Here is a 21298-nt window from a genome sequence, read left to right as displayed (position 1 = left end):
GATGCACCAGCCTGCATGGTGCATTCGCACCGATGGCCCGACGGCCGGCGTCAGTTCTTGCCGTCCTTGTCGGCAGCTTTCTCGCCGCGCGCACCGTTCGCGTCGGACGTGCCGACAATCCCGCGCTCGCGCGCCCACACGATCGCCTCGCCGCGGCTATGCACGTCGAGCTTCGCGTAGATCGTCGCGACGTGATTGCGGACCGTGTTCGGCGCGAGCCCGAGACGGCCGGCGATCTCCTTGTCGGCGAGGCCGTGACACAGCAGGTCGAACACGTCGCGCTCGCGCGCGGTGAGGTCCGACAGCTGCGCGCCCGCGTCCGGCGCATTCGCGCGCCGCACGTTCGCCAGTTTTTCGATCAGCGTGCGGCTGAACCACGACGCATCCTGCATCGCGGTCTCGATCGCATAGACGAGTTCCATCTCGGTGCGCTTGCGATCGCTGATGTCGAGCAGCGCGATCAGCAGGCAATCCTGCCCGTGAATCGCGACCGGCTCGGCCGACACGACGCAATCGCGCACGTCGCCGTCGCGCGTCCGGATCTGCACATCTGCGTTGCGCACGTTGCCGTCGCGCGCGAGTTGCGTGTCGATGCACTGCCGTGCGCCGCGTTCGGCCCACAGGCCGATCTCGTCCGCGGACTTGCCGAGCAGGTCGTCGCGCGCATGGCCGGCCATCCCGACGAACGCGTCGTTCACGTCGAGCAGCACGAAACCGTCGGCCGTGACGATCGCGGTCGCGACCGGCGCCATCCGGAACGCCTTCGCGAAGCGCTCCTCGCTCTGCCGCAGCGCGAGCTCGGCCTGCTTGCGCGGCTCGAGATCCATGAACGTGAACAGCATGCACGGCTCGCCGTTCATGTCGATCGGCTGCCCGGCGACCACCACCGCCTTCGTGCCGCCGTCCGCGCGCTTGAGCACGGCCTCCATCTGCGGGATCGTCGCGCCCTCGCCCAGCCGCTCGATCGCGAGTTCGCGCCGCTCGGCCTGTTCGAGCACGTCGAGTTCGTAAACGGAGCGGCCGAGCACGTCGTCGCGCGCATGGCCCGTCATCTCGAGGAAGCCTTGATTGACCTTCACGTAGCGCAGGTCGTCGAGCCGGCAGATCACGGCCGGCGCCGGGTTCGCGTTGAACGTGCGCTCGAAGCGGTCCTCGGCGCTCGCCCATTCGGTCGCATCGTGCAGCACGAGCGCGAGACAGTCGGGCTCGCCGGCCGCGTTCGTCAGCACGAGGCTGCGGATCCGGTGAACCCAGCTCACGTTCTCGTCGGCCGCCGATTCGACTTCGACCGTCACGTCGCTGAACTCCTCGCCCGCGATCACGCGGTCCATCGGATAGTGGCCGTCGCGCACCGGACGGTTGTTCCGGTAGCGCAGCCGGAAGCGCTCGCGATACTCGGTGACGTCCGCGCCGAGCGCGTCGAGCTCGGTCACGCCGTGCATCGCGAGCGCGGCCTCGTTCGCCCATACGATGCGCTGGTCGGGTTCGATGAGGATCACGCCCTCGGTGAGCCCCGCGATGATCTGATGCAACTGGCGCCGGTCGGTATGCGACTTGAGCACCTGTTCGTTGACTCGTTCGTCCATTGATCGGTGGTCCACGTGGTCGATATTGTTGCCGGGCGGGTCGCCGCCGCGCCGATAAGCGCCGATAAGCCCCGACATGCGCGGGCCGGCGCGCGCCGCGATGATCGCGTGCGGTCGACGCGGTCGAGAGGCGCGGATGCACCCTGCGCAATAGTACATTCGCATGCCGCGCCGCCTGCGTGCGCCATCCCGCCAAGCGGCGCGCGGCGCGCCTCCCGCGCCTGTCGTCCCGCATCGCGCGTGTCACGACGCATTTCCCGTTCCCGCTTCCCCGTTCCGTCCCCGTGCAAACGCACTAGCCGATCCGGTGAATTTGCGCGATGCCCGCGTGCGTTCGCGCCGGTACGCTGGTACTGCATCGGCGCTCACGCGCTGCCCTTCCATACCGCAGAGGAGGACCAACTGATGAAGCTGCATCAGACACCCGATCCGACGCGGCCCGAGCCGGCTCCGGACAATCCGCCCGAACCGTCGCCCGGCACCGATCCGCCGGTGCCGTTGCCGCCCGACGTGCCGCGCCCGGACATGCCGCCGCGCGAGCCCGGCTACGACACGCCGATCGCGCGATGACGCGCGGCGCGCCTGCACCGACTCGCCCATCCATCACGTCAATCGAAGGAGCACATCCCATGAACAAGACCTCGAACCTGTCGGCGTTGCTCGCCGTCAGCGCGGCGTTCCTGCTTTGCGCCGCCCCGCTCACGAACGCACAGGCGTCGTCGTCCGACGAAGGCATGAAGACGGAATCGAACCAGCCCGTGACCGACACGTGGATCACGACCAAGGTGAAGAGCGAACTCGCGACCACCGAGGGCGTGAAGAGTACGCACATCAGCGTGAAGACGGTCGACGGCGTCGTCACGCTGACGGGCGTGCTGCCGTCGAGGATCGCGGTGAAGAAGGCCGTCGCCGCGACGCGCTCGATCAAGGGCGTGAAGCACGTCGACGCAGCCGGCCTGAAGGCGAAGGCCTGAGCTATCACGCGGCCGCGTGCCGCACTTTTTTCTCCCCTTATGACAGGAGCGCATCATGAACGAGGACAAGATCAAGGGTCAATGGAAGCAGCTGACCGGCAAGATGAAGGCGAAGTGGGGCAAGCTGACCGACGATGACCTGAAGGTCGCCGAAGGCAACCGCGACTACCTCTCCGGCAGGATCCAGGAGCGTTACGGGATTGCGCGCGACGAAGCCGAGAAGCAGTTGAAGGAATTCGATCGCGAGCTGTAACGCGCCGGTCGTCTCACCCGCCGCGACGCATCCCGCGTCGCGGCCATGAAGAGGACAACGACATGGGCAAGTATCTGATCGCCTGGCTGCTCGGCGTACCGATCGGCGTGCTGCTGCTGTTCTATCTGGTGACGCACCTGTTCTGACGATCGCGGCGCCCATTGAACGCAAACGGGCCGGTGGCTATGCTCAGCCACCGGCCCGTTTTTTTCGTGCGGCGTCGCGCTTACTTCGCCGCGTTCGCCGTCATCTTGAAGATGCCCTGCGCGTTGCCCGCATCGAAACGCAGGTCCGTCACCCAGCGGTGCGCCGCCTGGTCGAACGTGCGACGGCGCGTGATGAACTCGTAGAACGAGCCCGGCACGTTGCGCTTCACCGTGCCGCCGTCGCGCGTGCGGAACTCGCGCTCGACGATGTCCGCGCGATACGCGGTCTGGAACACACGGCCCGAACGCGAGCGCTCGACTTCCGGCTTCATCGGCCGCCCCTTCGCCTTCTCGTCGTCGGACAGCTTGAACACGTCGGCCACGCGATCGGTCGCATGGTTGAACGCGTTGCCTTCGGTCGCGATCCACGCCATCTCGGCCGATTCGAGCAGCAGCGTTTCGTAGTCGAGTTCGTTCGGCAGATCGTGCTGGCGCGCGAACGCACCGACGATCTCGGGCAGCAGCGCGTGCGCGGCGTCGAGCGACAGCCAGCCTTCGCGCTCGATCTCCCACAGAAGCGCGACGGCCGCCGGCGACAGCGGATCGCGCGACGAACTCACGACGTTCGTCACGGCCTGCTGGAATTCCTTCGAGAAGCGCTCCGGATGCAGTTCGCTGACGAAGAACTGCGCGATCTCGTCCGGCGCGTCTTCGTGCGCATACGCGCGGCCGGTCATGCCGAGCTTGTCGAGCGGATAGCGGCCGTTCAGGCGGAAGCCGAGCGGACGCAGGATGCGCGTGAACGCGGCTTCGCCCGGCGGCAGCGCGCCCGTGTGCGGCCAGCGCACCGTGCGCAGCGCGCCGTGGTCGAAGTAGACCGAGCCGCCGTTTTCGATGGCATCGGCCGTGTACGCGCGGCCGTTCGCCGAACGTTCGAGCAGCCCTTCGAACAGCGCCATGTTCATCGCTTGCGCGATTTCCGCGCGCGTGACGACGTCGGTTTCCCATTCGTCGAGGATGGCCGGCATGTTCAGGGTCGCGAACAGGGCGTCGGTCTTCGCCTGTCCCAGCAGCTTCGTCAGCAAGCTCTCGATATTCGGATTGCGCATCAGGATTCTCGTGTTCGGGGGACCGCCGGCAAACGTGCCGGCAACTCGATTGGCCGGCCGCCCAGCGGGCGCCTGGCCTTGCGTGGGATGCATTATTCAAAGGGTTGCAGCGGGGCGTAAAGCGAGATTAAATTGACACGTGATGAGTTTTTGGAATTATTCGCGGTCCCCACACGCGTCCGACGGCCCGCCGCGGGCCGGTCCGTTCGTCAGACAAAACGAGCATCATGCGCAAATTCAAGATCCCCAACATGGGTGCGCTCGTGGCTTTCGAAGCCGCGGCGCGCCACGAGAGCTTCACGCACGCGGCCAAGGAGCTGTTCCTGACCGAAAGCGCGGTATCGCGGCAGATCGCGACGCTCGAGGCGAGCCTCGGCGTGCGACTGTTCGCGCGCGTGAAGCAGCGCGTCGTCCTGACGCGCGCCGGCAAGCTGTACGGCACGCAGGTGCGGCGCGCGCTGGAGGCGCTCGACCGCGACACGCTGTCGATCATCGCGCACGGCAGCGGCGGCGGCTACCTGGAACTCGCGGTGCTGCCGACCTTCGCGTCGCACTGGCTGATTCCTCGCATCAAGAGCTTCTACGACCGCACGCCCGACGTGCGCGTGAACATGGGCAGCCGCACCGACCTGTTCTCGTTCGAGGACACCCACTTCGAAGCCGCGATCCACTACGGCAAGCCGACCTGGCCCGGCACGTCGTCCGACTACCTGTTCGGCGAGGAAGTCGTCCCGATCTGCTCGCCGGCGCTGCTCGACGGGCCGGTCGAACGCGTCGAGGATCTGCTCGCGTATCCGCTGCTGCACTCGACCACGCGTCCCGGCGCGTGGGCGCAGTGGTTCGAGACGCACGGCGTCGAGGACATCCGCACGATGCAGGGCGTGCGCTACGAGCTGCACACGATGCTGATCAGCGCGGCCGCGGCCGGGCTCGGCGTCGCGCTGGTGCCGAAGTTCTTCGTCGAGGAACAGTTGCAGCAGCTTGGCCTCGTCGTGCCGTGCGACGCGGCGACGGTCGGCGATTCGGCGTACTACCTCGTGTATCCGACGGAGTTCAGCCACAGCAAGCCGCTGGAATCGTTTCGGGCGTGGTTGCTGGAACAGGCGAGCGCGTATGCGGCGCCGGGGCGGGACAGAGAGGACGATGACATGGATGCGGAGGACGACGAAGACGTCGAGTGATCGCGTCGCGTCACCGGAGGTCCGGTGCGCGCCGAGCCGGGCAACCCCGACCCGGCGCTCCGGGCAGCCGACCTCGCTTCGGCAGCGCGGCGGACCTTCTCTCTTTTCTTCACTGCGTCTGTTTTCTCTCAGGTTCCGGGCAATTTTTTCTTCGCCGCGCCGGGTCATTATCCACTCAATGCGGCCGAAGTGAAACGTTTGCGCATGCACCGAGCGGCTTATACCCGCCATTCGGACACAATCCTTCAAATTGTTTACGCGTGGTGCGATGGCATTCGGCAAATCTTGCAATCGGCTCGGCGTTCCTTTTAAATGGAACTGGTTCCATTCCGCGCTTCGGCCATGCCGACGCGTGACGTCCCGTCGTCCGCGCGTCATCATGCCGATTCAGGATCGAGGATCGTTCAGCTCAGGATTCCGCATCGCCCGTCCTTACCGGACACCCCCGTCAAACGAGACCGTCATGCCCGATTCCGCTTCCCTGCAGCAGCTGTTTCCCGCCTATCAGGACATCCCCGCCGAGTTCCGGCTCGCAGCCCCCATCCACCAGCGCGTGTCGCTGGTCGACGGCGAGCTGCGTCCGTGGGACGGCACGACCAAGACCGTGCTGTCGCCGGTGTGCGTGCGCCAGCCGGACGGCAGCGTCGCGCAGATGGAGATCGGCAGCTATCCGGTGATGGGCGAGACGGAAAGCGACGCGGCGCTCGACGCCGCGGTGCGCGCGTACGACTCGGGCCGCGGCGAGTGGCCGACGATGAAGGTCGAGCAGCGCATCGCCTGCATGCAGGACTTCATCAAGCGGATGGTCGCGCAGCGCGAGCTGGTCGTGAACCTGATCATGTGGGAGATCGGCAAGAGCCTCGCCGATTCGCAGAAGGAGTTCGACCGCACCGTCACGTACATGACGCAGACGATCGACGCGCTGAAGGAGCTCGACAACGCGAACTCGCGCTTCGTGATCGCGGAAGGCACGATCGGCCAGATCCGCCGCACGCCGCTCGGTGTCGTGCTGTGCATGGGGCCGTACAACTATCCGCTGAACGAGACCTTCGCGACGCTGATCCCCGCGCTGCTGATGGGCAACACGGTGGTGTTCAAGCCGCCTCAGTACGGCACGCTGCTGTTCGAACCGCTGCTCGAGGCGTTCCGCGACGCGTTCCCGAAAGGCGTGATCAACACGATCTACGCGCCGGGCGCGGTGGTCGTGCCGCACATGCTCGCGTCGGGCAAGATCAACGTGCTCGCGCTGATCGGTTCGAGCAAGGTCGCCGATCACCTGAAGAAGCAGCATCCGAAGTCGCACCGGCTGCGCGCGATCCTCGGCCTCGATGCGAAGAACGCGGCGATCGTGCTGCCCGACGCCGATCTCGACCTCACCGTGAAGGAGTGCCTGCTCGGCGCGCTGTCGTTCAACGGCCAGCGCTGTACCGCGCTGAAGATGCTGCTCGTGCACCGCTCGATCGTCGACGAATTCCTGAAACGCTTCACCGCCGCGCTCGAACAGCTGAAAATCGGCATGCCGTGGGAGAAAGGCGTGAGCATCACGCCGCTGCCGGGCATGCATCGCACCGCGTACATGACCGACGCGATCGACGACGCGAAGGCCAAGGGCGCGCAGGTCGTCAACCACTCGGGCGGCGAGTTCAGCAAGACGCTGTTCTACCCGGCCGTCGTGTATCCGGTGTCCGAAGGGATGAAGCTGTATCGCGAGGAGCAGTTCGGGCCGATCATTCCGGTCGCGCCGTTCGACGACGTGGAAACGGCGCTCGATTACGTGACGACCTCGGAGCACGGCCAGCAGGTCAGCATCTTCGGTTCCGATCCGGCGCAGATCGGCGCGCTCGTCGATCCGCTCGTGAACCAGGTGTGCCGCGTGAACATCAACTGCCAGTGCCAGCGCGGGCCGGACGTGTTCCCGTTCGCCGGGCGCAAGGATTCGGCGGAAGGCACGCTGTCGGTGACCGACGCGCTGCGCGCGTTCTCGATCCGCTCGATGGTCGCGGCGAAGCAGACCGACGGCAGCAAGCAGCTGCTCGATTCGATCGTGTCCGATCACTACTCGAAGTTCATCAATACCGGCTTCATCTTCTGAAGCACTGAAGCCGGGACGGTGCGATCGACGATCCGCCGCGTGTGTGCGCGGCGGATCGTCTGTTTTTGGATTCGGGGATTCGGGGATTCGGGGATTCGGGGATTCGGGGATTCGGGGATTCGGGGATTCGGGATTTGGGTTCTGGTGACCGCGGCAGGTTCGCTCACACGTTGGACGCGAGCAGCCGGATCCCGGCGAGCCCGAACACCACCGCAAGACACGCGTCCATCATACGGCGGCCGCGCACGTACAGCCGGCGCGCGCCGTCCGTCGAGAATACCAGCGCATAGCCGCCGAACACCGCGCAGCCGATCGCGAGGCAGCCCGGCACGACGGCGCCGTGCGACGCGCCCGCGCCATTCGACGACAGCGCGACGATCGACACCCACACCAGGATCGCTTTTGGATTCGTCAGGTGCAGCATCGCGCCGCGCGCAAAGAAGCGCGACAGCGTCTGCTCGGGCGCAGCTTTCAGCGCGGCGCCCGCCTTCGCCGACCACGCGGTGCGGCCGGACTTGAACGCGAGCCACAGCAGATACACGCCGCCGAACAGCTTGATCGCGACCAGCAGCTTCGACCATGCGAGCAGCGCGGCCGAAACACCCAGCGCGGCCACCGTCGCCCAGCACATCGAGCCGGAGATCACGCCGAGCGCGAACGCGAGCGCCGCCTTGCGGCCGTGGTTCGCGGCGACCGACATGATCGCGAGATTGCTCGGGCCGGGGCTGGCCGTGCCGACGAAGTAAGCCGTGTAGGCCAGCAGCAGGTTGGCCGAGAAGAAGGCGTGGACGCTCATGTCGAACCTCGCGGGGATGATGCGGTGATTGTTCGCGAACCCGGCGCCGCTGCCCATGAACAGTTGTCCGGTTATTCGCTGGGCCAGTTGGAGGGCGCGCGTGACGCCGGTTGCACGTGCGTCCGGCGGGCCGCGAAAAAAACGTCTCGGATATGAAACATCCGGCGCATGCGACGCGCGCCTTCAACGCGCGGCGGGTGGCGTCGCGGCTCGCCGCACGAGACCGTCCCGAGGCCGCGGGGACGCCGCCGACGCCCATGCTCCGCGACCTTGCAGCGCTGCGTCGATCGACACACTCGACCGTTTTCAACCCGGCGTTACGTTACATCGCTGAAGCATTTCGTCCGTCCTGCCCCTGTCGCGCGGCCGACCGCGATCGCGCGCGGCGGACGGGCGCCCTGCCCGATTTTCCGTGCAAGCCAGTCCCGGCGGGACGCGATGACCGCTGCCGCGCCCCGCGTCAACAGTGCTCAACAATCGGATCGAGGGCTGGTACGGAACCTGCATTCGCATTGCAGTGACAGCCGCGCCGACGATCGGCGCGAACACGAACCCGGATCGGGACCGTCCCCGGATACGCCCGAACGATCCACGCAAGCTGCGAGGCACATCATGGATGCGCTGCCCAATTCGTCCGATACGTCGTTCCAGATCTTCCTCGCGAAACTGCTCGAACAGCCGCAGCCCGAATGGACTGAAAAGCAGCAGATGGAACTCGAGATGGCGCGCACGCTGTCGACCCGGATGGTCAGCTACGCGGAAGCCATGCGCGGCGGCAGCGCGGATCTCGCGCACTGCCTCGTACTGCTGCGCTACGCGAAGGTCCTCGACTTCATGCTGACGTCGCTCGCCGCGCACCGCGACATTCATCCGCAGACGCTGCGCACGCTGTTCCGGCTCGCGAACCTGAAGGTCGACGACGCGTATCCGGTGTGAGCGGGCCTCGGGCAGCCCGACGCGCCGCGTGCGCGGCTAGCGCGCCGCCCGCCCCGCCATCCACTTGCGGTACCGCCGCGTCTGGCACTGCGCGGCGAGTTGCTGCGACACCAGCGCGCGCAGCGGCGACACGCCCGGATGCGTACGCCGCCCGACGCTCAACCGTGCGAGCTGGAACTTCACGACGGCCATGTTCGCCAGCGCGCCCAGCGCCTTGTTCTTCCACCGGATCGGCTGCAGCGCCGGCGCGCTGTCCTTGCCGGCCTGCCAGTCGCGCGGCAGGTTCGGCTCGATCGACAGCGCGGTCGCGATGCCGACCATCGCCACGCCGCTCGCGACCACCTGCTCGGCCACCGCGCGACGCCGGATCCCGCCCGTGACCATCAGCGGCATCGCCGCGACCGCCGTGATGTCCCGTGCGAATTCGAGGAAATACGCTTCGCGTGCCAGCGTGCGTCCGTCGCGCGCCTCGCCCTGCATCGCCGGCACTTCGTAGCTGCCGCCTGACAGTTCGACGAGATCGACGCCCAGCGGATTCAGCAGTTCGACGACGCGCTTCGCATCGTCCGCGCTGAAGCCGCCGCGCTGGAAATCGGCCGAATTCAGCTTGACCGACACGACGAACGCCGGCGATACCGTCGCACGCACCGCGCGCACGATGTCGAGCAGTAGCCGCGCGCGGTGCTCGATGCTGCCGCCCCACGCATCCTGCCGGCGGTTCGTCAGCGGCGACAGGAACTGGCTCAGCAGGTAACCGTGCGCCGCGTGGATCTGCACGCCGGTGAAGCCGCTTTGCTCGGCAAGCTGCGCGGCGCGCACGAAGCGCTGCTGCACGTCGGCGATGTCGGCTTCCGTCATCTCCTTCGGCACCGGAAACTGCTTCGACAGCGCGCCGAGCGCGAGCGGCACGGCCGACGGCGCGAGCGTCGTCTGGCCGAGCGCCGCCTGCATCTGGCGCCCCGGATGGTTGATCTGCATCCACACGTGCGCGCCGCCGGAGCGCGCGACCTGCGCCCATCGCCGGAAGCGGTCGAGATGTGCGTCGCCGTCGAGCACGACGCCGTTCGGCCCCGTCATCGCGCGGCCGTCCACCATCACGTTGCCGGTCAGGATCAGGCCCGCCCGGCCGTCGGCCCACGCCTGGTACAGGCGCAGCAACGCGTCGGACGGCGCGTGATCCGCATCGGCCATGTTCTCTTCCATCGCGGCCTTGGCGAGCCGGTTCGGGATCACCGCGCCATTGGGCAGCGTGAGGGGCGCAAACAGGTTCATGGTGGACTTCCTCGATTGACGATGCCCAACCATAACTTTAAAGTCAACTTCAAGGTCAAGCCCCTCTGGAGCACAAGCATGAAAATCGGCGAACTGGCGCGCACCAGCGGCATCGCGGCGTCGCGCATCCGGTTCTACGAAGCGAGCGGCCTGCTCGAACCGGCGCGCCGGCAGGCGAACGGCTATCGCGAATACGGGCCGGAAGCGCTGACGCGGCTCGCGATCATCGACCGCGCGCAGCGCGCGGGCTTTGCGCTCGACGAGATTCGCGCGGTGCTGCCGCCCGATCTCGGCGCGTGGCCGCGCGACGAACTGCTGGAGGCGTTGCGGCACAAGGTCGACGAAATCGCGTTGCTCGAGCAGCGGCTCGCGCAGAACCGGCGCAACCTGCAGACGCTGGTCGACGAGATCGCGAACAAGCCGGCCGGCGAGGATTGCGCGGGCGCCGCGCAACGCATGCTCGACAAGCTGTGCAAGGAGGAAGCCGAGTCGGTGCCGGCGCCTGCGCCGATGGCGCACGCTCGGCCGATGCGCAAGCGCGCGTAGGCGCGGCGAGCGCACGCGTGCGCCGGGTCTTGCGGTGTGGTTCACGCGAGGCGGCCCGCGCGCACGGCTGCGCGGATTTGCTTACGTCGGAGGTAATCGACGCGCGCCGCGTGCGCATCGATCATGGCTTCACCGATCAACGACGAACGATCGACGCATCGCATCGACACCCCGGAGCCCGCCATGACCGCCTACGCCATCGCCCACCTGCACGACGTTCACATGTGCGACGACATCGTCGAATACCTCGAACGCATCGACGGCACGCTCGCGCCGTTCGACGGCCGTTTCGTCATTCACGGCGCGCGGCCCGACGTGCGCGAAGGCGAGTGGCGCGGCGACCTGATCGCGATCGCGTTTCCCGATCTCGATACGGCGAGCGCGTGGTACGAATCGGACGCGTACCGGCAGATCCAGCCGCTGCGCGCGCGGCACGCGAGCGGCCCGTTGATCCTGATCGACGGCGTGGACGAGCGGCACAAGGCGACCGACATCCTGCGCTGATCGACGTGCGCGAGCCGGCCTCGCTTACTTCGCGTTGCGCTCCAGCGGCTCGCCGACGACGAACCCGCCGCCCTGGAAGCGCTGCGCGGGATCGTCGTACTCGGCGCTCGGCGCCGTCACCGGGAACAGCCCGGCGAACTGCTCGGAACTGTCCTGCGGCCGGAAGCCGAGGAAGCCGGCCTTCGTGTTGTCCCACCACTTCACCGGGTTGTCCGACACGCCGTAGACGATCGCGTGGCCGACGCGGTTCGTCAGCAGCGAGCAGCGCACGAGCTCGATGAAGTCGCGATAGCTGAGGAACGTCACGAGCATGCGCGGGTTCTTCGGCACTTCGAACGACGAGCCGATCCGCAGGCACACCGTCTCGATCCCGAAGCGGTCGAAGTAGTAGCGCGACAGCGACTCGCCGAAGCACTTCGTCACGCCATACAGGCTGTCCGGACGCTGCGGCGAATCGGCATCGAGCACTTCCGTGACCGGATGGAACCCGATCGCATGGTTCGAGCTCGCGAACACGACGCGCTTCACGCCGTGCTTGCGCGCGGCTTCGTACAGGTTGTACGTGCCGGTGATGTTCGCATCGACGAGATCGTCGAACGGCGCGTCGACCGAAATGCCGCCGAGGTGGACGATCGCGTCGACACCGTCGACGAGTGCCATCACCGCCGGCCGGTCGGCCAGGTCGACGACCCGGGTTTCTTCGTGCGGGGCGGCGTCGCCCAGCGCGGCGATGTCGCTCACGCGCACGACGTCGGCCCAGTTCGCCAGCGCGCCGCGCACCTGACGGCCGAGATTGCCGGCCGCGCCGGTCAGCAGCAGGCGCCCGAACGGCTTGCGTGCGCCGGTGGATGTGGCGTTCATCGAATCTCCTTGAATCTGTTCTGAGGTGTCCTGGACGTTGCCCGAAACCGACGGAGCCGGCAAACGATCGGAAAACGTTTTCCAACTATACGCGGGGCAAAAGCCGAACGTCAATGGTTGAACCTGTTCGCACCCATCCGCACTTTCCCGATATCGTCCGGCGGCCGGACGCCGGCTTTTTCTGCCACAATCCGGTGCAATCGAACGAAAACGTTACCCTTCCGATGAAAAAAGTTTCCCCGACGATCCGCGACGTGGCCGCGGAAGCCGGCGTGTCGGTCGCGACGGTCTCCAAGTACGTGAACGGCACGCAGCGCTTTTCGCCGACCGTCGAAGCGCGGCTCAAGGAAGCGATCGAGCGGCTCGGCTACCGTTCGAACCCGCTCGCGCGCTCGATGATCACCGGGCGCACGCGCACCATCGGCCTCGTGATCCTCGACATCAGCAACCCGCACTTCACGAACGTCGTGAAGGGCGCGAACCGCGTCGCGCTCCAGCACGACTACACGCTGCTGCTCGTCGATACCGAGGAGAACCAGGCGCGCGAACGCTCGCTGATCGAGGCGCTCGCGCAGCGCGTCGACGGGCTGATCGTCAGCACGCGGATGCCCGACGACCAGGCCGGCTGGATGCTCGACCTGCACAAGCCGCTCGTGCTGCTGCGGCGCAGCCCCGGCCTGCCGATTCCGAGCGTCGGCATCGACAACCGGCTCGCCACCTACATGCTTGCGCGTCACCTGCTCAATCTCGGCCATACGCGCATCGCGTACCTCGGCTTCGGGCCCGCGCGCGTGAACGACGAACGGATCCAGGGCGCGCGCGACTGTCTCGCGGAAGCGGGGCTCACGCTCGACGTGCACGACGCGCACGCGCCGACCGCCGAAGCCGGCGAGCGCGCATGCTCGCGCGTGATGCTCGGGCCGCAGCGTCCGCAGGCCGTGATCTGCTACAACGACCTGATCGCGCTCGGCTTCATGAAGGAAGCGGCGTCGCTCGGGTTCCGGCTGCCGCAGGACGTGTCGGTTGCCGGCGTCGACAACGTGCCGTACGGCGCATACGCGGCGCCCGCGCTGACCACCATCGACATCCAGAGCGAAAACATGGGCGAGCTCGCGATGCAGAAGCTGATCGACGCGCTCGCCGGGCGTACCGAGGCGAGCTATTCGACGTTCGAGCCGCGACTGATCATGCGCGCGTCGACGGCCGCGGTGGGTTGAAGCGCGCATCGCGTTCGATATCCGCTGTATCGCTGCTTCGGCGTATCGTTGATTCGTTGATTCGTTGATTCGTTGATTCGTTGATTCGTTGATTCGTTGATTCGTTGATTCGTTGATTCGTCGCTTCGTCGCTTCGTCGCTTCGTCGCTTCGTCGCTTCGTCGCTTCGTCGCTTCGTCGCTTCGTCGCTTCGTCGCTTCGTCGCTTCGCAAACAAAAACGCGCCGCCTCCGGGCGGCGCGTTCGTTTGCCGGCACGCGATCACGCGTCGAGCTTCGCGGGCTTCATCTTCGGCGTGAGCATGTGCATGATCGCCAGCGCGAGCAGGTAGGCCAGCGCGCCGATCGCGAACAGCACCCAGTAGTGGCCCGTGCGTTGCAGCACCTGGCCGATCACTTCCGAGAACAGCACGCCGCCGATCGAGCCGGCCATCCCGCCGATGCCGACCACCGACGCGACCGCGCGGCGCGGGAACAGGTCGGACGCCGTCGTGAACAGGTTCGCCGACCAGCCCTGGTGCGCGGCGGCCGCGAGACCGACGATCAGCACCGCGATCCACAGGCTATGCACCTGCGACACGAACGCGATCGGCAGCACGCAGCACGCGCAGAACAGCATCGCCGTCTTGCGCGCGCCATTCACGCTCCAGCCCGCGCGCAGCAGCGCCGACGACAGCCAGCCGCCGCCGATGCTGCCGACCGTCGTCAGCGCATAGATGCACACGAGCGGCAGGCCGATATGCTGCATGTCCATCCCGCGCGACTCGTTGAGCCACTTCGGCAGCCAGAACAGATAGAACCACCACACCGGGTCGGTCAGGAACTTGCCGATCAGGAACGCCCACGTCTCGCGCTTGCGGATCAGTTCGCCCCAGCGCGGCGCGCCGGCATCCGCGTTCGCCGCGTCGAGCGCTTCGGCTTCGTCGCGCGGCTCGTCGTATTCCGCGGCGAGTGCGCGCGTGTCGGCCGTGCGATACATCAGCAGCCACACCGCGAGCCACACGATGCCGATCGCGCCGATGATCACGAACGCCGCGCGCCACCCGTAGGCCACCGCGATCGCCGGGATGATCGCCGGCGCGAACACCGCGCCGATGTTCGCGCCCGAGTTGAAGATGCCGGTGGCGAGCGCGCGTTCGCGGCGCGGAAACCATTCGGCCGTCGTCTTGATCGCGGCCGGGAAGTTGCCGCCCTCGCCGATCCCGAGCAGCGCGCGCACCGCCGCGAAGCCCGTCACGGAGCCGACCGCCGCGTGCAGCATCGCCGCGATGCTCCACACCAGCATCGCGACCGCATACGAGATGCGCGTGCCGAGCCAGTCGACGATGCGCCCGAAGCCGAGCAGGCCGATCGCATAGAACGCGGAAAACGCCATCACGATGCGACCGTACTGCACCTGGCTCCAGCCGATGTCGTGCTGCAGCATCGGCGCGAGCAGGCCGAGGATCTGCCGATCCATGTAGTTGATGACGGTCGCGAAGAACAGCAGCGCGCAAACGGTCCAGCGGTAGCGGCTGGCCGCGGTGCGCACGGCACCGACGACGGCGGATTGCATGAATGTCTCCGATACGCGGTCGCGCCCGTCGCGCCGCTGGATTGTGCTGTCCGTGACCGACGACGGGCGCCGGGGCGGGCGGCGGCCACGCCCCTTGCGTGGCGCGGCCGCTCGTCCGTCGAGTTCTGGAAAACGTTTTTCAAAGGATAGGGCGTGGGCCGGTGCCGTGTCAGTCGGGGATTTCGATGAGTCATCTCAAAATGGGCCGCGCAAAAAGAGATGACTGTTTCGCAGAGTGGCATTAACCGTTTTTCCGGGATTCTCCCGCGTGCGAAACGGGGCCACGACGCGGGATGGCGCGTCGATACACATGTCCGATTCCAGCCAGAATCGGCGGCGCGGATGGTTTACAGTCGTCGCATGCGCCTCGACCCCGACACCTGCTACGACGCCCTGCTTGCGCGGAACCGCCGCTTCGACGGCTGGTTCTTCGTCGGCGTGTCGACGACCGGCGTGTATTGCCGCCCCGTTTGCCCGGTGAAACCGCCGAAGGCGCGGAACTGCAGTTATTACCCGACCGCCGCGGCCGCCGAGAAGGCCGGCTTTCGCCCGTGCATGCGCTGCCGGCCCGAGCTCGCGCCCGGCCACGGGCTGCTCGACCTTCATGGAGACGCTTCGCGATGACTCCCGCCCATCTGATTCCGAGCCCGCTGGGCGACATCGCCATCCGTATCGAGGACGATGCGCTCACAGGCCTTTTTTTCGTCGGCCAGAAATACTATCCGTCGCTGGCGATCGCGCCGGACGCGGACGTACGCGGCGCGTCGCCGCTCGCGCGCAAGGTCGCCGAAGAAGTCGCCGAATATTTCACCGGCACGCGCGAAACCTTCTCGGTGCCGATTAATCTGCGCGGCACCGCGTTTCAGCGCAGCGTGTGGAAGGAACTGCTCGCGATTCCGTTCGGCGAACTCGTGTCGTACGGCGACATCACCGAACGCGTCGGGCTGCCGACGAGCGCGGCGCGTGCCGTCGGCGGCGCGGTTGGCCGCAATCCTGTGTCGATCATGGTGCCGTGCCATCGCGTGATCGGCGCGTCGGGCAGCCTGACCGGTTATGCAGGCGGCATCGAACGCAAACGCGCGTTGTTGTCGCTCGAAGGCGCCGGGTTCGTGCGCGGGGAACGTCATCCGATGCAGCAGTCGCTGGCGTTCTGAACGAAGATCCGCGGCGCGCGTTGCCGCGTCATGCGCTCAGCGCCGGCCGGCGCGCTTCACGCTTCGCGTACACGCCGGGCGTCACGTTGAACTTCGCCTGAAACAGCGCGATGAACGACGACGTCGAGTCGTAGCCCAGTTGCGCGGCCACCGCGCCGATCGGCTCGCCCGCATCGAGCAGCGGCAGCGCCGCAAGCAGCCGCACGGCCTGCCGCCACTCGGTGAACGATAGCCCCGTGTCCTGCCGGAACAGACGCGACAGCGTGCGCCGTGTCGCACCGACCTGACGCCCCCATTCGTCCAGGCTGCGCGTGTCGCCCGGATGCGCATGCAACGCACGCGCGATTTTCAGCAGACGCGAATCGTGCGGCAGCGGCACCGTCAGCGGCGCGGGCCGCATCCGCGCGATCCGGTCGGCGATCAGGCACACGAGCGCACCGTCCGGCCCCGACTCGTCGTAGTTCACCGGCAACTCGCCGGTCGCGATCACCAGCTCGCGCAACAGCGGCGTCATGCAGAGGATCATGCAATCGTCGGCGGCATCGTCGCGCGCGATCGCATCGTCGAGATACAGGCTGTGGAACGCGACGCAATCGCGCGTCGACACCGCGTGCGGCACGTGCGGCGGAATCCACATCGCATAGTGCGGCGGCAGCAGATGCCGGCCCGACGGTGTCGATACCTCCAGCACGCCGCTCGTCGCATACATCAGCTGGGCCCACGGGTGACTATGCGCGTCGACGCTCGCGTTGCCGGGAATCCCGAACGCGCGCACGAACAGCGGCCTCGGCAGGCGCGCCATCGGCGGCACCGCGTACGGATCACCCGATTGTCCCGCCAGCGACATAAGACGTCCTCCGAAGGTCATTGCATGCACGATCGCGATGCTACCGTAACGACTCTTCTTTCTCACGGCTTCCGTTCATGAGCGCGCATACCCGCACCACCCGCAAGACCGTCACCGCGATCCGCGCGACGAAAGGCATCGGCAGCCTCGTCTCGCTCACCGCCTATTCCGCACCGATGGCGAAGCTCGTCGACGAAGTGGCCGACGTGATCATCGTCGGCGACTCCGTCGGCATGGTGCTGTACGGCATGCCCGATACGCTGCGCGTCACGCTCGACATGATGAGCGCGCACGGTGCGGCAGTCGTGCGTGGCACCGCGCAGGCGTGCGTCGTCGTCGATCTGCCGTTTTCGACGTATCAGGAATCGCCCGCGCAAGCGTATCGCTCCGCCGCGCGGCTGCTCGCCGAAACCGGCGCGCAAGGCGTCAAGCTCGAAGGCGGCAGCGAGATGGCCGACACGATCCGCTTCCTGACGGAGCGCGGCATTCCGGTGATGGCGCACGTCGGCCTCATGCCGCAGCAGGCCAATGCGACCGGCGGCTTCCGCGCGCAGGGGATGGACTCGCGCTCGGCCGCGCAGGTGTTCGACGCCGCGTGCGCGGCCGAGCGGGCCGGCGCGTTCAGCGTCGTCGTCGAGGGCACCGCGGAAGCGCTCGCGCGCCATCTGACCGAAACACTGTCGATCCCGACCATCGGCATCGGCGCATCGCCCGCGTGCGACGGGCAGGTGCTCGTGACCGAGGACATGATCGGCGCATTCGACGCGTACACGCCGCGCTTCGTGAAGCGCTACGCCGATGCGAACGCGGTGATGCGCGACGCGATCCGCCAGTACGCGCACGACGTGCGGCAGCGCGTGTTTCCCGAGCCGGCGCACTGCTTCGGGTACGGCAAGCCGCTGCAACTCGCGGCAGCCGCCGCGGCGTGACGGCTGCGCTTACGCACGATTACGCACGATTACGCACGCTTGCGCATCGCATGCGCGACCCGCGCGTTCGCCTCGAACTTCGCACGATGCGTCGAGAAGAACGTCCGCACGTTGCGCACGTTCGATGCGCCGGTGAACAGCCGCCGCGCGAACGCGTCGTATTCGGCGACGTCGGCCAGGTCGGCCACCACCACGAAATCCGGCCCCGGCGACACGCGGTAGCACTGCGTGACCGCCGGCTCCGCGCACACGTAGGCTTCGAACGCGTCATAGTCTTCGGCCGTCTGCCGGTCGAGGCTGATCTCGATCAGCGCCGTGACCGCCGTGCCGATCGCGACCGGATCGAGCACCGCGACCTGGCGGCGGATCACGCCCGCTTCCGTCAGCCGCCGCACGCGACGCATGCAGGTCGGCGGCGACGACAGCGCGCGCTCGGCGAGTTGCAGGTTCGACACCGATGCGTCGTCCTGCAGGATCGCGAGAATGCGCAGGTCGAGATCGTCGAGCGTGATGCCGGCCATGGGCGGCTCCTTCCGGTCAGGGTGTGAAATTTAATTTCAGCATGATAGACGATCGCCTGTCTGTTTCATCTTCTTATATATTTTGAAATTTAATTCCATTCGTGCGCCTCTACCATCGCTGTCACGGGTCCAGACAGGACATTTACGGAGCGCGCTATGTGTGGAATTGTCGGGGCGGTTGCCCAGCGGGACATCCTGCCGAACCTCGTCGACGGGCTGAAGCGGCTCGAATACCGCGGCTACGACTCGTGCGGCGTCGTGGTCTATCGCGATCGTGCGCTGGCACGCGCGCGCAGCGTCGACCGCGTCGCCAACCTGCAGCGCGAGATCGCCGGGCATGCGCTGTCGGGCTACACCGGCATCGCGCATACGCGCTGGGCGACGCACGGCGCGCCCGTCACGCTCAACGCGCATCCGCACTTCTCGCCGAGCGACGACAACGCGCGCATCGCGCTGTCGCACAACGGGATCATCGAGAACTGCGATCAGCTGCGCGCGGAACTGCAGGCGCATGGTTATGTGTTCGCGAGCCAGACCGACAGCGAGGCAATCGCGCACCTGATCGATCACCTGTACGACGGCGACCTGTTCGACGCGGTGCGCCGCGCGGTCGCGCGACTGCGCGGCAGCTACGCGATCGCGGTGATGTGCCGCGACGAGCCGCACCGGATCGTCGGCGCGCGCGACGGGATGCCGCTCGTCGTCGGTGTCGGGGATGGCGAGAATTTCCTGGCGTCGGATGCGATCGCGTTGTCGGGCATCACCGATCGGATCGCTTACCTCGAGAACGGTGACGTTGCCGATATCCAGCTGCATCGCTACTGGATCGTCGATGCGGCCGGCCAGCGCGTCGAGCGTGCGGTGCAGCGGGTGGCCGCGCACAGCGGCGCGGCCGACCTCGGGTCGTATCGCTATTACATGCAGAAGGAGATCTTCGAGCAGCCGCAGGCGGTGGCCGATACGCTGCTCGATGTCGGGTCGATCATGCCGGAGCTGTTCGGCGACGGCGCGTGGCGCGTGTTCAACGACGTCGATTCGGTGTTGCTGCTCGCGTGCGGCGGCAGTTATCACGCCGCGCTGACCGCGAAGTACTGGATCGAGAGCATCGCGAAGCTGCAGGCGAGTGTCGAGATCGCGAGCGAGTTCCGGTATCGCGACAGCGTGCCGAATCCGCGCACGCTGGTCGTCGCGGTGTCGCAGAGCGGCGAGACGGCTGACGTGCTCGGGGCCGTGCATGTCGCGAAGCAGCGCGGGATGCTGCACACGCTCGCGATCTGCAACGTCGCGACGAGCGCGCTGATGCGCGAATGCGCGCTGCAGTTCGTCACGCGTGCGGGGATCGAGATCGGGGTGGCGTCGACGAAGGCTTTTACGACGCAGCTCGTGGCGTTGTTCTTGCTGACGTTGTCACTGGCGCAGGTGCGCGGGCGGTTGAGCGACGACGAGGAGAAGGCGCATCTGCGCGCGCTGCGGCATCTGCCCGATGCGATGTCGAAGGTGCTCGCGCTGGAGCCGCAGATCATGGGTTGGTCGGAACTGCTCGCGCGACGCGACAACATGCTGTTTCTCGGACGCGGAATGCATTATCCAATTGCGCTCGAAGGCGCGCTGAAGATGAAGGAGATTTCGTATATCCACGCGGAGGCTTATCCCGCCGGGGAGTTGAAGCATGGGCCGCTGGCGTTGGTCAGTAACGAAATGCCCGTGATTGCGGTGGCGCCGAATGACGTGCTGCTCGAAAAGCTCAGGTCGAACATGCATGAAGTCAGCGCGCGGAACGGCAGGCTTTTCGTGTTCGCGGATGTGGACTGCGGGTTGGTGCCGAGTGAGGGGATCGAGGTGATTCGGCTCAATGAGTACTACGGGCCGTTGTCGCCGATCCTGCATACGGTGCCGATGCAGTTGCTGGCTTATCATGCGGCGTTGGCAAGGGGGACGGATATCGATAAGCCGAGGAATCTGGCCAAGTCGGTGACGGTGGAGTGAGGGCATATCGCGGAGGCGCCGGGCTGTGCTGAGTTGCATCATTTTCGGTTACCGGACTCATTTTGGTTTTGGTTACGGCGGTTCTCAGCTGCCGCTGTGCCTTATCCAACAGCGCGTAACCGGAATTAATGTCAAAGGGGCACTGGAGCTTTTTTCAGTGCGCCTTTTTTTGCGACTGGCCACCTGTTCCTTGAAAATGAACGCGTTCCGCAGTACCTCCATTGCGAGCAATTAGTAAGCGCACGTTTTTTCCGCGACGAGGGTCAGGTGTACTTGCCGGGCAGCAATACCAAGCTCGACACGAAAATCGTTCCCCCGACTTCTGGCATGCCCTCATGCGCCTTCGACCGCAGGCAGCGCAACCGGTCAACGCCGTTCTGGCACGTCGCGCTCGACCGAAGAATTCAAGTTGAGCCGGGGTCCGCGATATCATTTGTGAATCGAAACCTACCGGAGGGTTGGGCATGTTGGACACATCGGAGGAGATAGAGGGTTTGCCGTCACCCGACTTTCGACTAGAACAGCTGGTGGGAGAAATGCCCCCTGCAATGCGGTTGTACTTACAGACATTTGTCCGGTCCTCAACGAACCCCGATGCCTGGATTTCCCGCCACCCTACTGACTGGCACTTGCTCGCGGTCATCGAAGCGCACCAGATTACATCGTACCCCGTCTTTACTAACCCGTACGCACAGCGTTATCTGCAACCGAAACACGGGCCATTCGATAAGCTCGTACTGGAGCGTGATTCGGACATGCCGTTGCCGGAAAACGAAGACGAAGCGCTGCGCGAAATGAGTTCGTATTGGAGGCTTCTCGATGAGCCCTCTTATGTG

General features: G+C 66.4%; 20 protein-coding genes and 2 pseudogenes. 14 read left to right on the top strand and 8 right to left on the bottom strand.

Features of this window, described 5'->3' with window-relative positions:
- Positions 1 to 50 precede the first annotated feature (50 nt).
- Positions 51 to 1586, bottom strand: coding sequence for a helix-turn-helix transcriptional regulator (locus tag U4Z64_RS35360; RefSeq protein ID WP_124524189.1), 1536 nt, complete (start codon positions 1584 to 1586; stop codon positions 51 to 53).
- Between the two features lie 405 nt (positions 1587 to 1991).
- Here U4Z64_RS35360 and U4Z64_RS35355 point away from each other — a divergent pair, with 405 nt between their 5' ends.
- From U4Z64_RS35355 to U4Z64_RS35345, 3 genes are read left to right on the top strand one after another with little or no spacing between them, the layout of a single operon-like run.
- The gene (locus tag U4Z64_RS35355; protein WP_167357956.1) at positions 1992 to 2156 is read left to right on the top strand and encodes a hypothetical protein; all 165 of its coding nucleotides are present in this window, start codon (positions 1992 to 1994) and stop codon (positions 2154 to 2156) included.
- Positions 2157 to 2215: 59 nt separating this feature from the next.
- Positions 2216 to 2560, top strand: a complete 345-nt coding sequence (locus tag U4Z64_RS35350) for a BON domain-containing protein (protein WP_044849024.1) — start codon at positions 2216 to 2218, stop codon at positions 2558 to 2560.
- A 55-nt stretch (positions 2561 to 2615) separates the two neighbouring features.
- Positions 2616 to 2813, top strand: coding sequence for a CsbD family protein (locus U4Z64_RS35345; protein WP_044849025.1), 198 nt, complete (start codon positions 2616 to 2618; stop codon positions 2811 to 2813).
- Between the two features lie 226 nt (positions 2814 to 3039).
- Here the strand turns inward: U4Z64_RS35345 and U4Z64_RS35340 are convergent, their stop codons facing one another.
- A complete protein-coding gene (locus U4Z64_RS35340) occupies positions 3040 to 4068 on the bottom strand; it encodes a DUF1338 domain-containing protein (RefSeq protein WP_321822437.1) in 1029 nt (342 codons plus the stop codon).
- A 227-nt stretch (positions 4069 to 4295) separates the two neighbouring features.
- Between U4Z64_RS35340 and U4Z64_RS35335 the strand changes: the two genes are divergently transcribed.
- Together U4Z64_RS35335 and U4Z64_RS35330 are read left to right on the top strand one after the other, a co-directional pair.
- Positions 4296 to 5249 (top strand): LysR family transcriptional regulator, encoded by a 954-nt coding sequence (locus U4Z64_RS35335; protein WP_044848360.1) that lies wholly within the window; start codon positions 4296 to 4298, stop codon positions 5247 to 5249.
- A gap of 463 nt (positions 5250 to 5712) precedes the next feature.
- Positions 5713 to 7341: an NADP-dependent glyceraldehyde-3-phosphate dehydrogenase gene (locus U4Z64_RS35330; RefSeq protein WP_257771125.1), complete on the top strand. Its 1629-nt coding sequence runs from the start codon at positions 5713 to 5715 to the stop codon at positions 7339 to 7341.
- A gap of 163 nt (positions 7342 to 7504) precedes the next feature.
- On the opposite strand, the gene U4Z64_RS35325 is transcribed toward U4Z64_RS35330, so the two are convergent.
- On the bottom strand, positions 7505 to 8137 hold the full coding sequence (locus tag U4Z64_RS35325; RefSeq protein WP_321822436.1) for a LysE family translocator: 633 nt from the start codon (positions 8135 to 8137) through the stop codon (positions 7505 to 7507).
- A gap of 612 nt (positions 8138 to 8749) precedes the next feature.
- Here U4Z64_RS35325 and U4Z64_RS35320 point away from each other — a divergent pair.
- On the top strand, positions 8750 to 9073 hold the full coding sequence (locus U4Z64_RS35320; protein WP_124489271.1) for a DNA-binding protein: 324 nt from the start codon (positions 8750 to 8752) through the stop codon (positions 9071 to 9073).
- A gap of 36 nt (positions 9074 to 9109) precedes the next feature.
- Here U4Z64_RS35320 and U4Z64_RS35315 read toward each other — a convergent pair whose 3' ends face one another.
- Positions 9110 to 10345, bottom strand: a complete 1236-nt coding sequence (locus tag U4Z64_RS35315) for an NADH:flavin oxidoreductase/NADH oxidase family protein (protein ID WP_321822435.1) — start codon at positions 10343 to 10345, stop codon at positions 9110 to 9112.
- A gap of 78 nt (positions 10346 to 10423) precedes the next feature.
- On the opposite strand from U4Z64_RS35315, the gene U4Z64_RS35310 reads away from it, so the two are divergent.
- On the top strand, positions 10424 to 10891 hold the full coding sequence (locus tag U4Z64_RS35310) for a MerR family transcriptional regulator (protein WP_321822434.1): 468 nt from the start codon (positions 10424 to 10426) through the stop codon (positions 10889 to 10891).
- Between the two features lie 183 nt (positions 10892 to 11074).
- Positions 11075 to 11395: a DUF1330 domain-containing protein gene (locus U4Z64_RS35305; RefSeq protein WP_321796369.1), complete on the top strand. Its 321-nt coding sequence runs from the start codon at positions 11075 to 11077 to the stop codon at positions 11393 to 11395.
- 24 nt (positions 11396 to 11419) lie between these two features.
- Here U4Z64_RS35305 and U4Z64_RS35300 read toward each other — a convergent pair whose 3' ends face one another.
- Complete coding sequence (locus U4Z64_RS35300) at positions 11420 to 12256, bottom strand: NAD(P)-dependent oxidoreductase (RefSeq protein WP_321822433.1); 837 nt, start codon at positions 12254 to 12256, stop codon at positions 11420 to 11422.
- A 113-nt stretch (positions 12257 to 12369) separates the two neighbouring features.
- Here U4Z64_RS35300 and U4Z64_RS35295 point away from each other — a divergent pair, with 113 nt between their 5' ends.
- The gene (locus tag U4Z64_RS35295) at positions 12370 to 13473 is read left to right on the top strand and encodes a LacI family DNA-binding transcriptional regulator (protein ID WP_124489267.1); all 1104 of its coding nucleotides are present in this window, start codon (positions 12370 to 12372) and stop codon (positions 13471 to 13473) included.
- Between the two features lie 259 nt (positions 13474 to 13732).
- Here the strand turns inward: U4Z64_RS35295 and U4Z64_RS35290 are convergent, their stop codons facing one another.
- Positions 13733 to 15025 (bottom strand): MFS transporter, encoded by a 1293-nt coding sequence (locus tag U4Z64_RS35290; RefSeq protein WP_321796364.1) that lies wholly within the window; start codon positions 15023 to 15025, stop codon positions 13733 to 13735.
- Between the two features lie 342 nt (positions 15026 to 15367).
- On the opposite strand from U4Z64_RS35290, the pseudogene U4Z64_RS35285 reads away from it, so the two are divergent.
- Together U4Z64_RS35285 and U4Z64_RS35280 are read left to right on the top strand one after the other, a co-directional pair.
- Positions 15368 to 15637 (top strand): annotated as a pseudogene (locus tag U4Z64_RS35285) (Ada metal-binding domain-containing protein); the annotation flags it as partial.
- An 8-nt stretch (positions 15638 to 15645) separates the two neighbouring features.
- Positions 15646 to 16179 carry a methylated-DNA--[protein]-cysteine S-methyltransferase gene (locus U4Z64_RS35280; protein WP_321822432.1) on the top strand — a complete coding sequence of 178 codons (534 nt, stop codon included), beginning with the start codon at positions 15646 to 15648 and terminating at the stop codon, positions 16177 to 16179.
- 28 nt (positions 16180 to 16207) lie between these two features.
- Here the strand turns inward: U4Z64_RS35280 and U4Z64_RS35275 are convergent, their stop codons facing one another.
- Entirely contained in the window at positions 16208 to 17026 is an 819-nt protein-coding gene (locus U4Z64_RS35275) for a helix-turn-helix transcriptional regulator (protein ID WP_321822431.1), read from the bottom strand.
- 77 nt (positions 17027 to 17103) lie between these two features.
- On the opposite strand from U4Z64_RS35275, the gene panB reads away from it, so the two are divergent.
- Positions 17104 to 17955 carry a 3-methyl-2-oxobutanoate hydroxymethyltransferase gene (panB, locus tag U4Z64_RS35270; RefSeq protein ID WP_321822430.1) on the top strand — a complete coding sequence of 284 codons (852 nt, stop codon included), beginning with the start codon at positions 17104 to 17106 and terminating at the stop codon, positions 17953 to 17955.
- Between the two features lie 29 nt (positions 17956 to 17984).
- On the opposite strand, the gene U4Z64_RS35265 is transcribed toward panB, so the two are convergent.
- Positions 17985 to 18476 (bottom strand): Lrp/AsnC family transcriptional regulator, encoded by a 492-nt coding sequence (locus tag U4Z64_RS35265; RefSeq protein ID WP_006761025.1) that lies wholly within the window; start codon positions 18474 to 18476, stop codon positions 17985 to 17987.
- Positions 18477 to 18632: 156 nt separating this feature from the next.
- On the opposite strand from U4Z64_RS35265, the gene glmS reads away from it, so the two are divergent.
- Both glmS and U4Z64_RS35255 read left to right on the top strand, forming a co-directional pair.
- On the top strand, positions 18633 to 20462 hold the full coding sequence (gene glmS / locus U4Z64_RS35260) for a glutamine--fructose-6-phosphate transaminase (isomerizing) (RefSeq protein WP_321822429.1): 1830 nt from the start codon (positions 18633 to 18635) through the stop codon (positions 20460 to 20462).
- A 464-nt stretch (positions 20463 to 20926) separates the two neighbouring features.
- Positions 20927 to 21298, top strand: a pseudogene (locus U4Z64_RS35255) (DUF4263 domain-containing protein); the annotation flags it as partial.

This window comes from Burkholderia sp. BCC1996, from assembly GCF_905339955.1.
GTDB lineage: Bacteria > Pseudomonadota > Gammaproteobacteria > Burkholderiales > Burkholderiaceae > Burkholderia.
This window is presented reverse-complemented; position numbering and strand designations above follow the sequence as displayed.

Bases quoted from the DNA above. Each gene is read 5' to 3' on its own strand.
- U4Z64_RS35360 (WP_124524189.1), bottom strand. From the start codon at position 1,586: ATGGACGAACGAGTCAACGAACAGGTGCTCAAGTCGCATACCGACCGG.
- glmS (WP_321822429.1), top strand. From the start codon at position 18,633: ATGTGTGGAATTGTCGGGGCGGTTGCCCAGCGGGACATCCTGCCGAAC.
- U4Z64_RS35330 (WP_257771125.1), top strand. From the start codon at position 5,713: ATGCCCGATTCCGCTTCCCTGCAGCAGCTGTTTCCCGCCTATCAGGAC.
- U4Z64_RS35345 (WP_044849025.1), top strand. From the start codon at position 2,616: ATGAACGAGGACAAGATCAAGGGTCAATGGAAGCAGCTGACCGGCAAG.
- U4Z64_RS35315 (WP_321822435.1), bottom strand. From the start codon at position 10,345: ATGAACCTGTTTGCGCCCCTCACGCTGCCCAATGGCGCGGTGATCCCG.
- U4Z64_RS35335 (WP_044848360.1), top strand. From the start codon at position 4,296: ATGCGCAAATTCAAGATCCCCAACATGGGTGCGCTCGTGGCTTTCGAA.
- U4Z64_RS35305 (WP_321796369.1), top strand. From the start codon at position 11,075: ATGACCGCCTACGCCATCGCCCACCTGCACGACGTTCACATGTGCGAC.
- U4Z64_RS35300 (WP_321822433.1), bottom strand. From the start codon at position 12,256: ATGAACGCCACATCCACCGGCGCACGCAAGCCGTTCGGGCGCCTGCTG.
- panB (WP_321822430.1), top strand. From the start codon at position 17,104: ATGAGCGCGCATACCCGCACCACCCGCAAGACCGTCACCGCGATCCGC.
- U4Z64_RS35275 (WP_321822431.1), bottom strand. From the start codon at position 17,026: ATGTCGCTGGCGGGACAATCGGGTGATCCGTACGCGGTGCCGCCGATG.
- U4Z64_RS35325 (WP_321822436.1), bottom strand. From the start codon at position 8,137: ATGAGCGTCCACGCCTTCTTCTCGGCCAACCTGCTGCTGGCCTACACG.
- U4Z64_RS35320 (WP_124489271.1), top strand. From the start codon at position 8,750: ATGGATGCGCTGCCCAATTCGTCCGATACGTCGTTCCAGATCTTCCTC.
- U4Z64_RS35290 (WP_321796364.1), bottom strand. From the start codon at position 15,025: ATGCAATCCGCCGTCGTCGGTGCCGTGCGCACCGCGGCCAGCCGCTAC.
- U4Z64_RS35340 (WP_321822437.1), bottom strand. From the start codon at position 4,068: ATGCGCAATCCGAATATCGAGAGCTTGCTGACGAAGCTGCTGGGACAG.
- U4Z64_RS35350 (WP_044849024.1), top strand. From the start codon at position 2,216: ATGAACAAGACCTCGAACCTGTCGGCGTTGCTCGCCGTCAGCGCGGCG.
- U4Z64_RS35355 (WP_167357956.1), top strand. From the start codon at position 1,992: ATGAAGCTGCATCAGACACCCGATCCGACGCGGCCCGAGCCGGCTCCG.
- U4Z64_RS35280 (WP_321822432.1), top strand. From the start codon at position 15,646: ATGACTCCCGCCCATCTGATTCCGAGCCCGCTGGGCGACATCGCCATC.
- U4Z64_RS35295 (WP_124489267.1), top strand. From the start codon at position 12,370: ATGGTTGAACCTGTTCGCACCCATCCGCACTTTCCCGATATCGTCCGG.
- U4Z64_RS35265 (WP_006761025.1), bottom strand. From the start codon at position 18,476: ATGGCCGGCATCACGCTCGACGATCTCGACCTGCGCATTCTCGCGATC.
- U4Z64_RS35310 (WP_321822434.1), top strand. From the start codon at position 10,424: ATGAAAATCGGCGAACTGGCGCGCACCAGCGGCATCGCGGCGTCGCGC.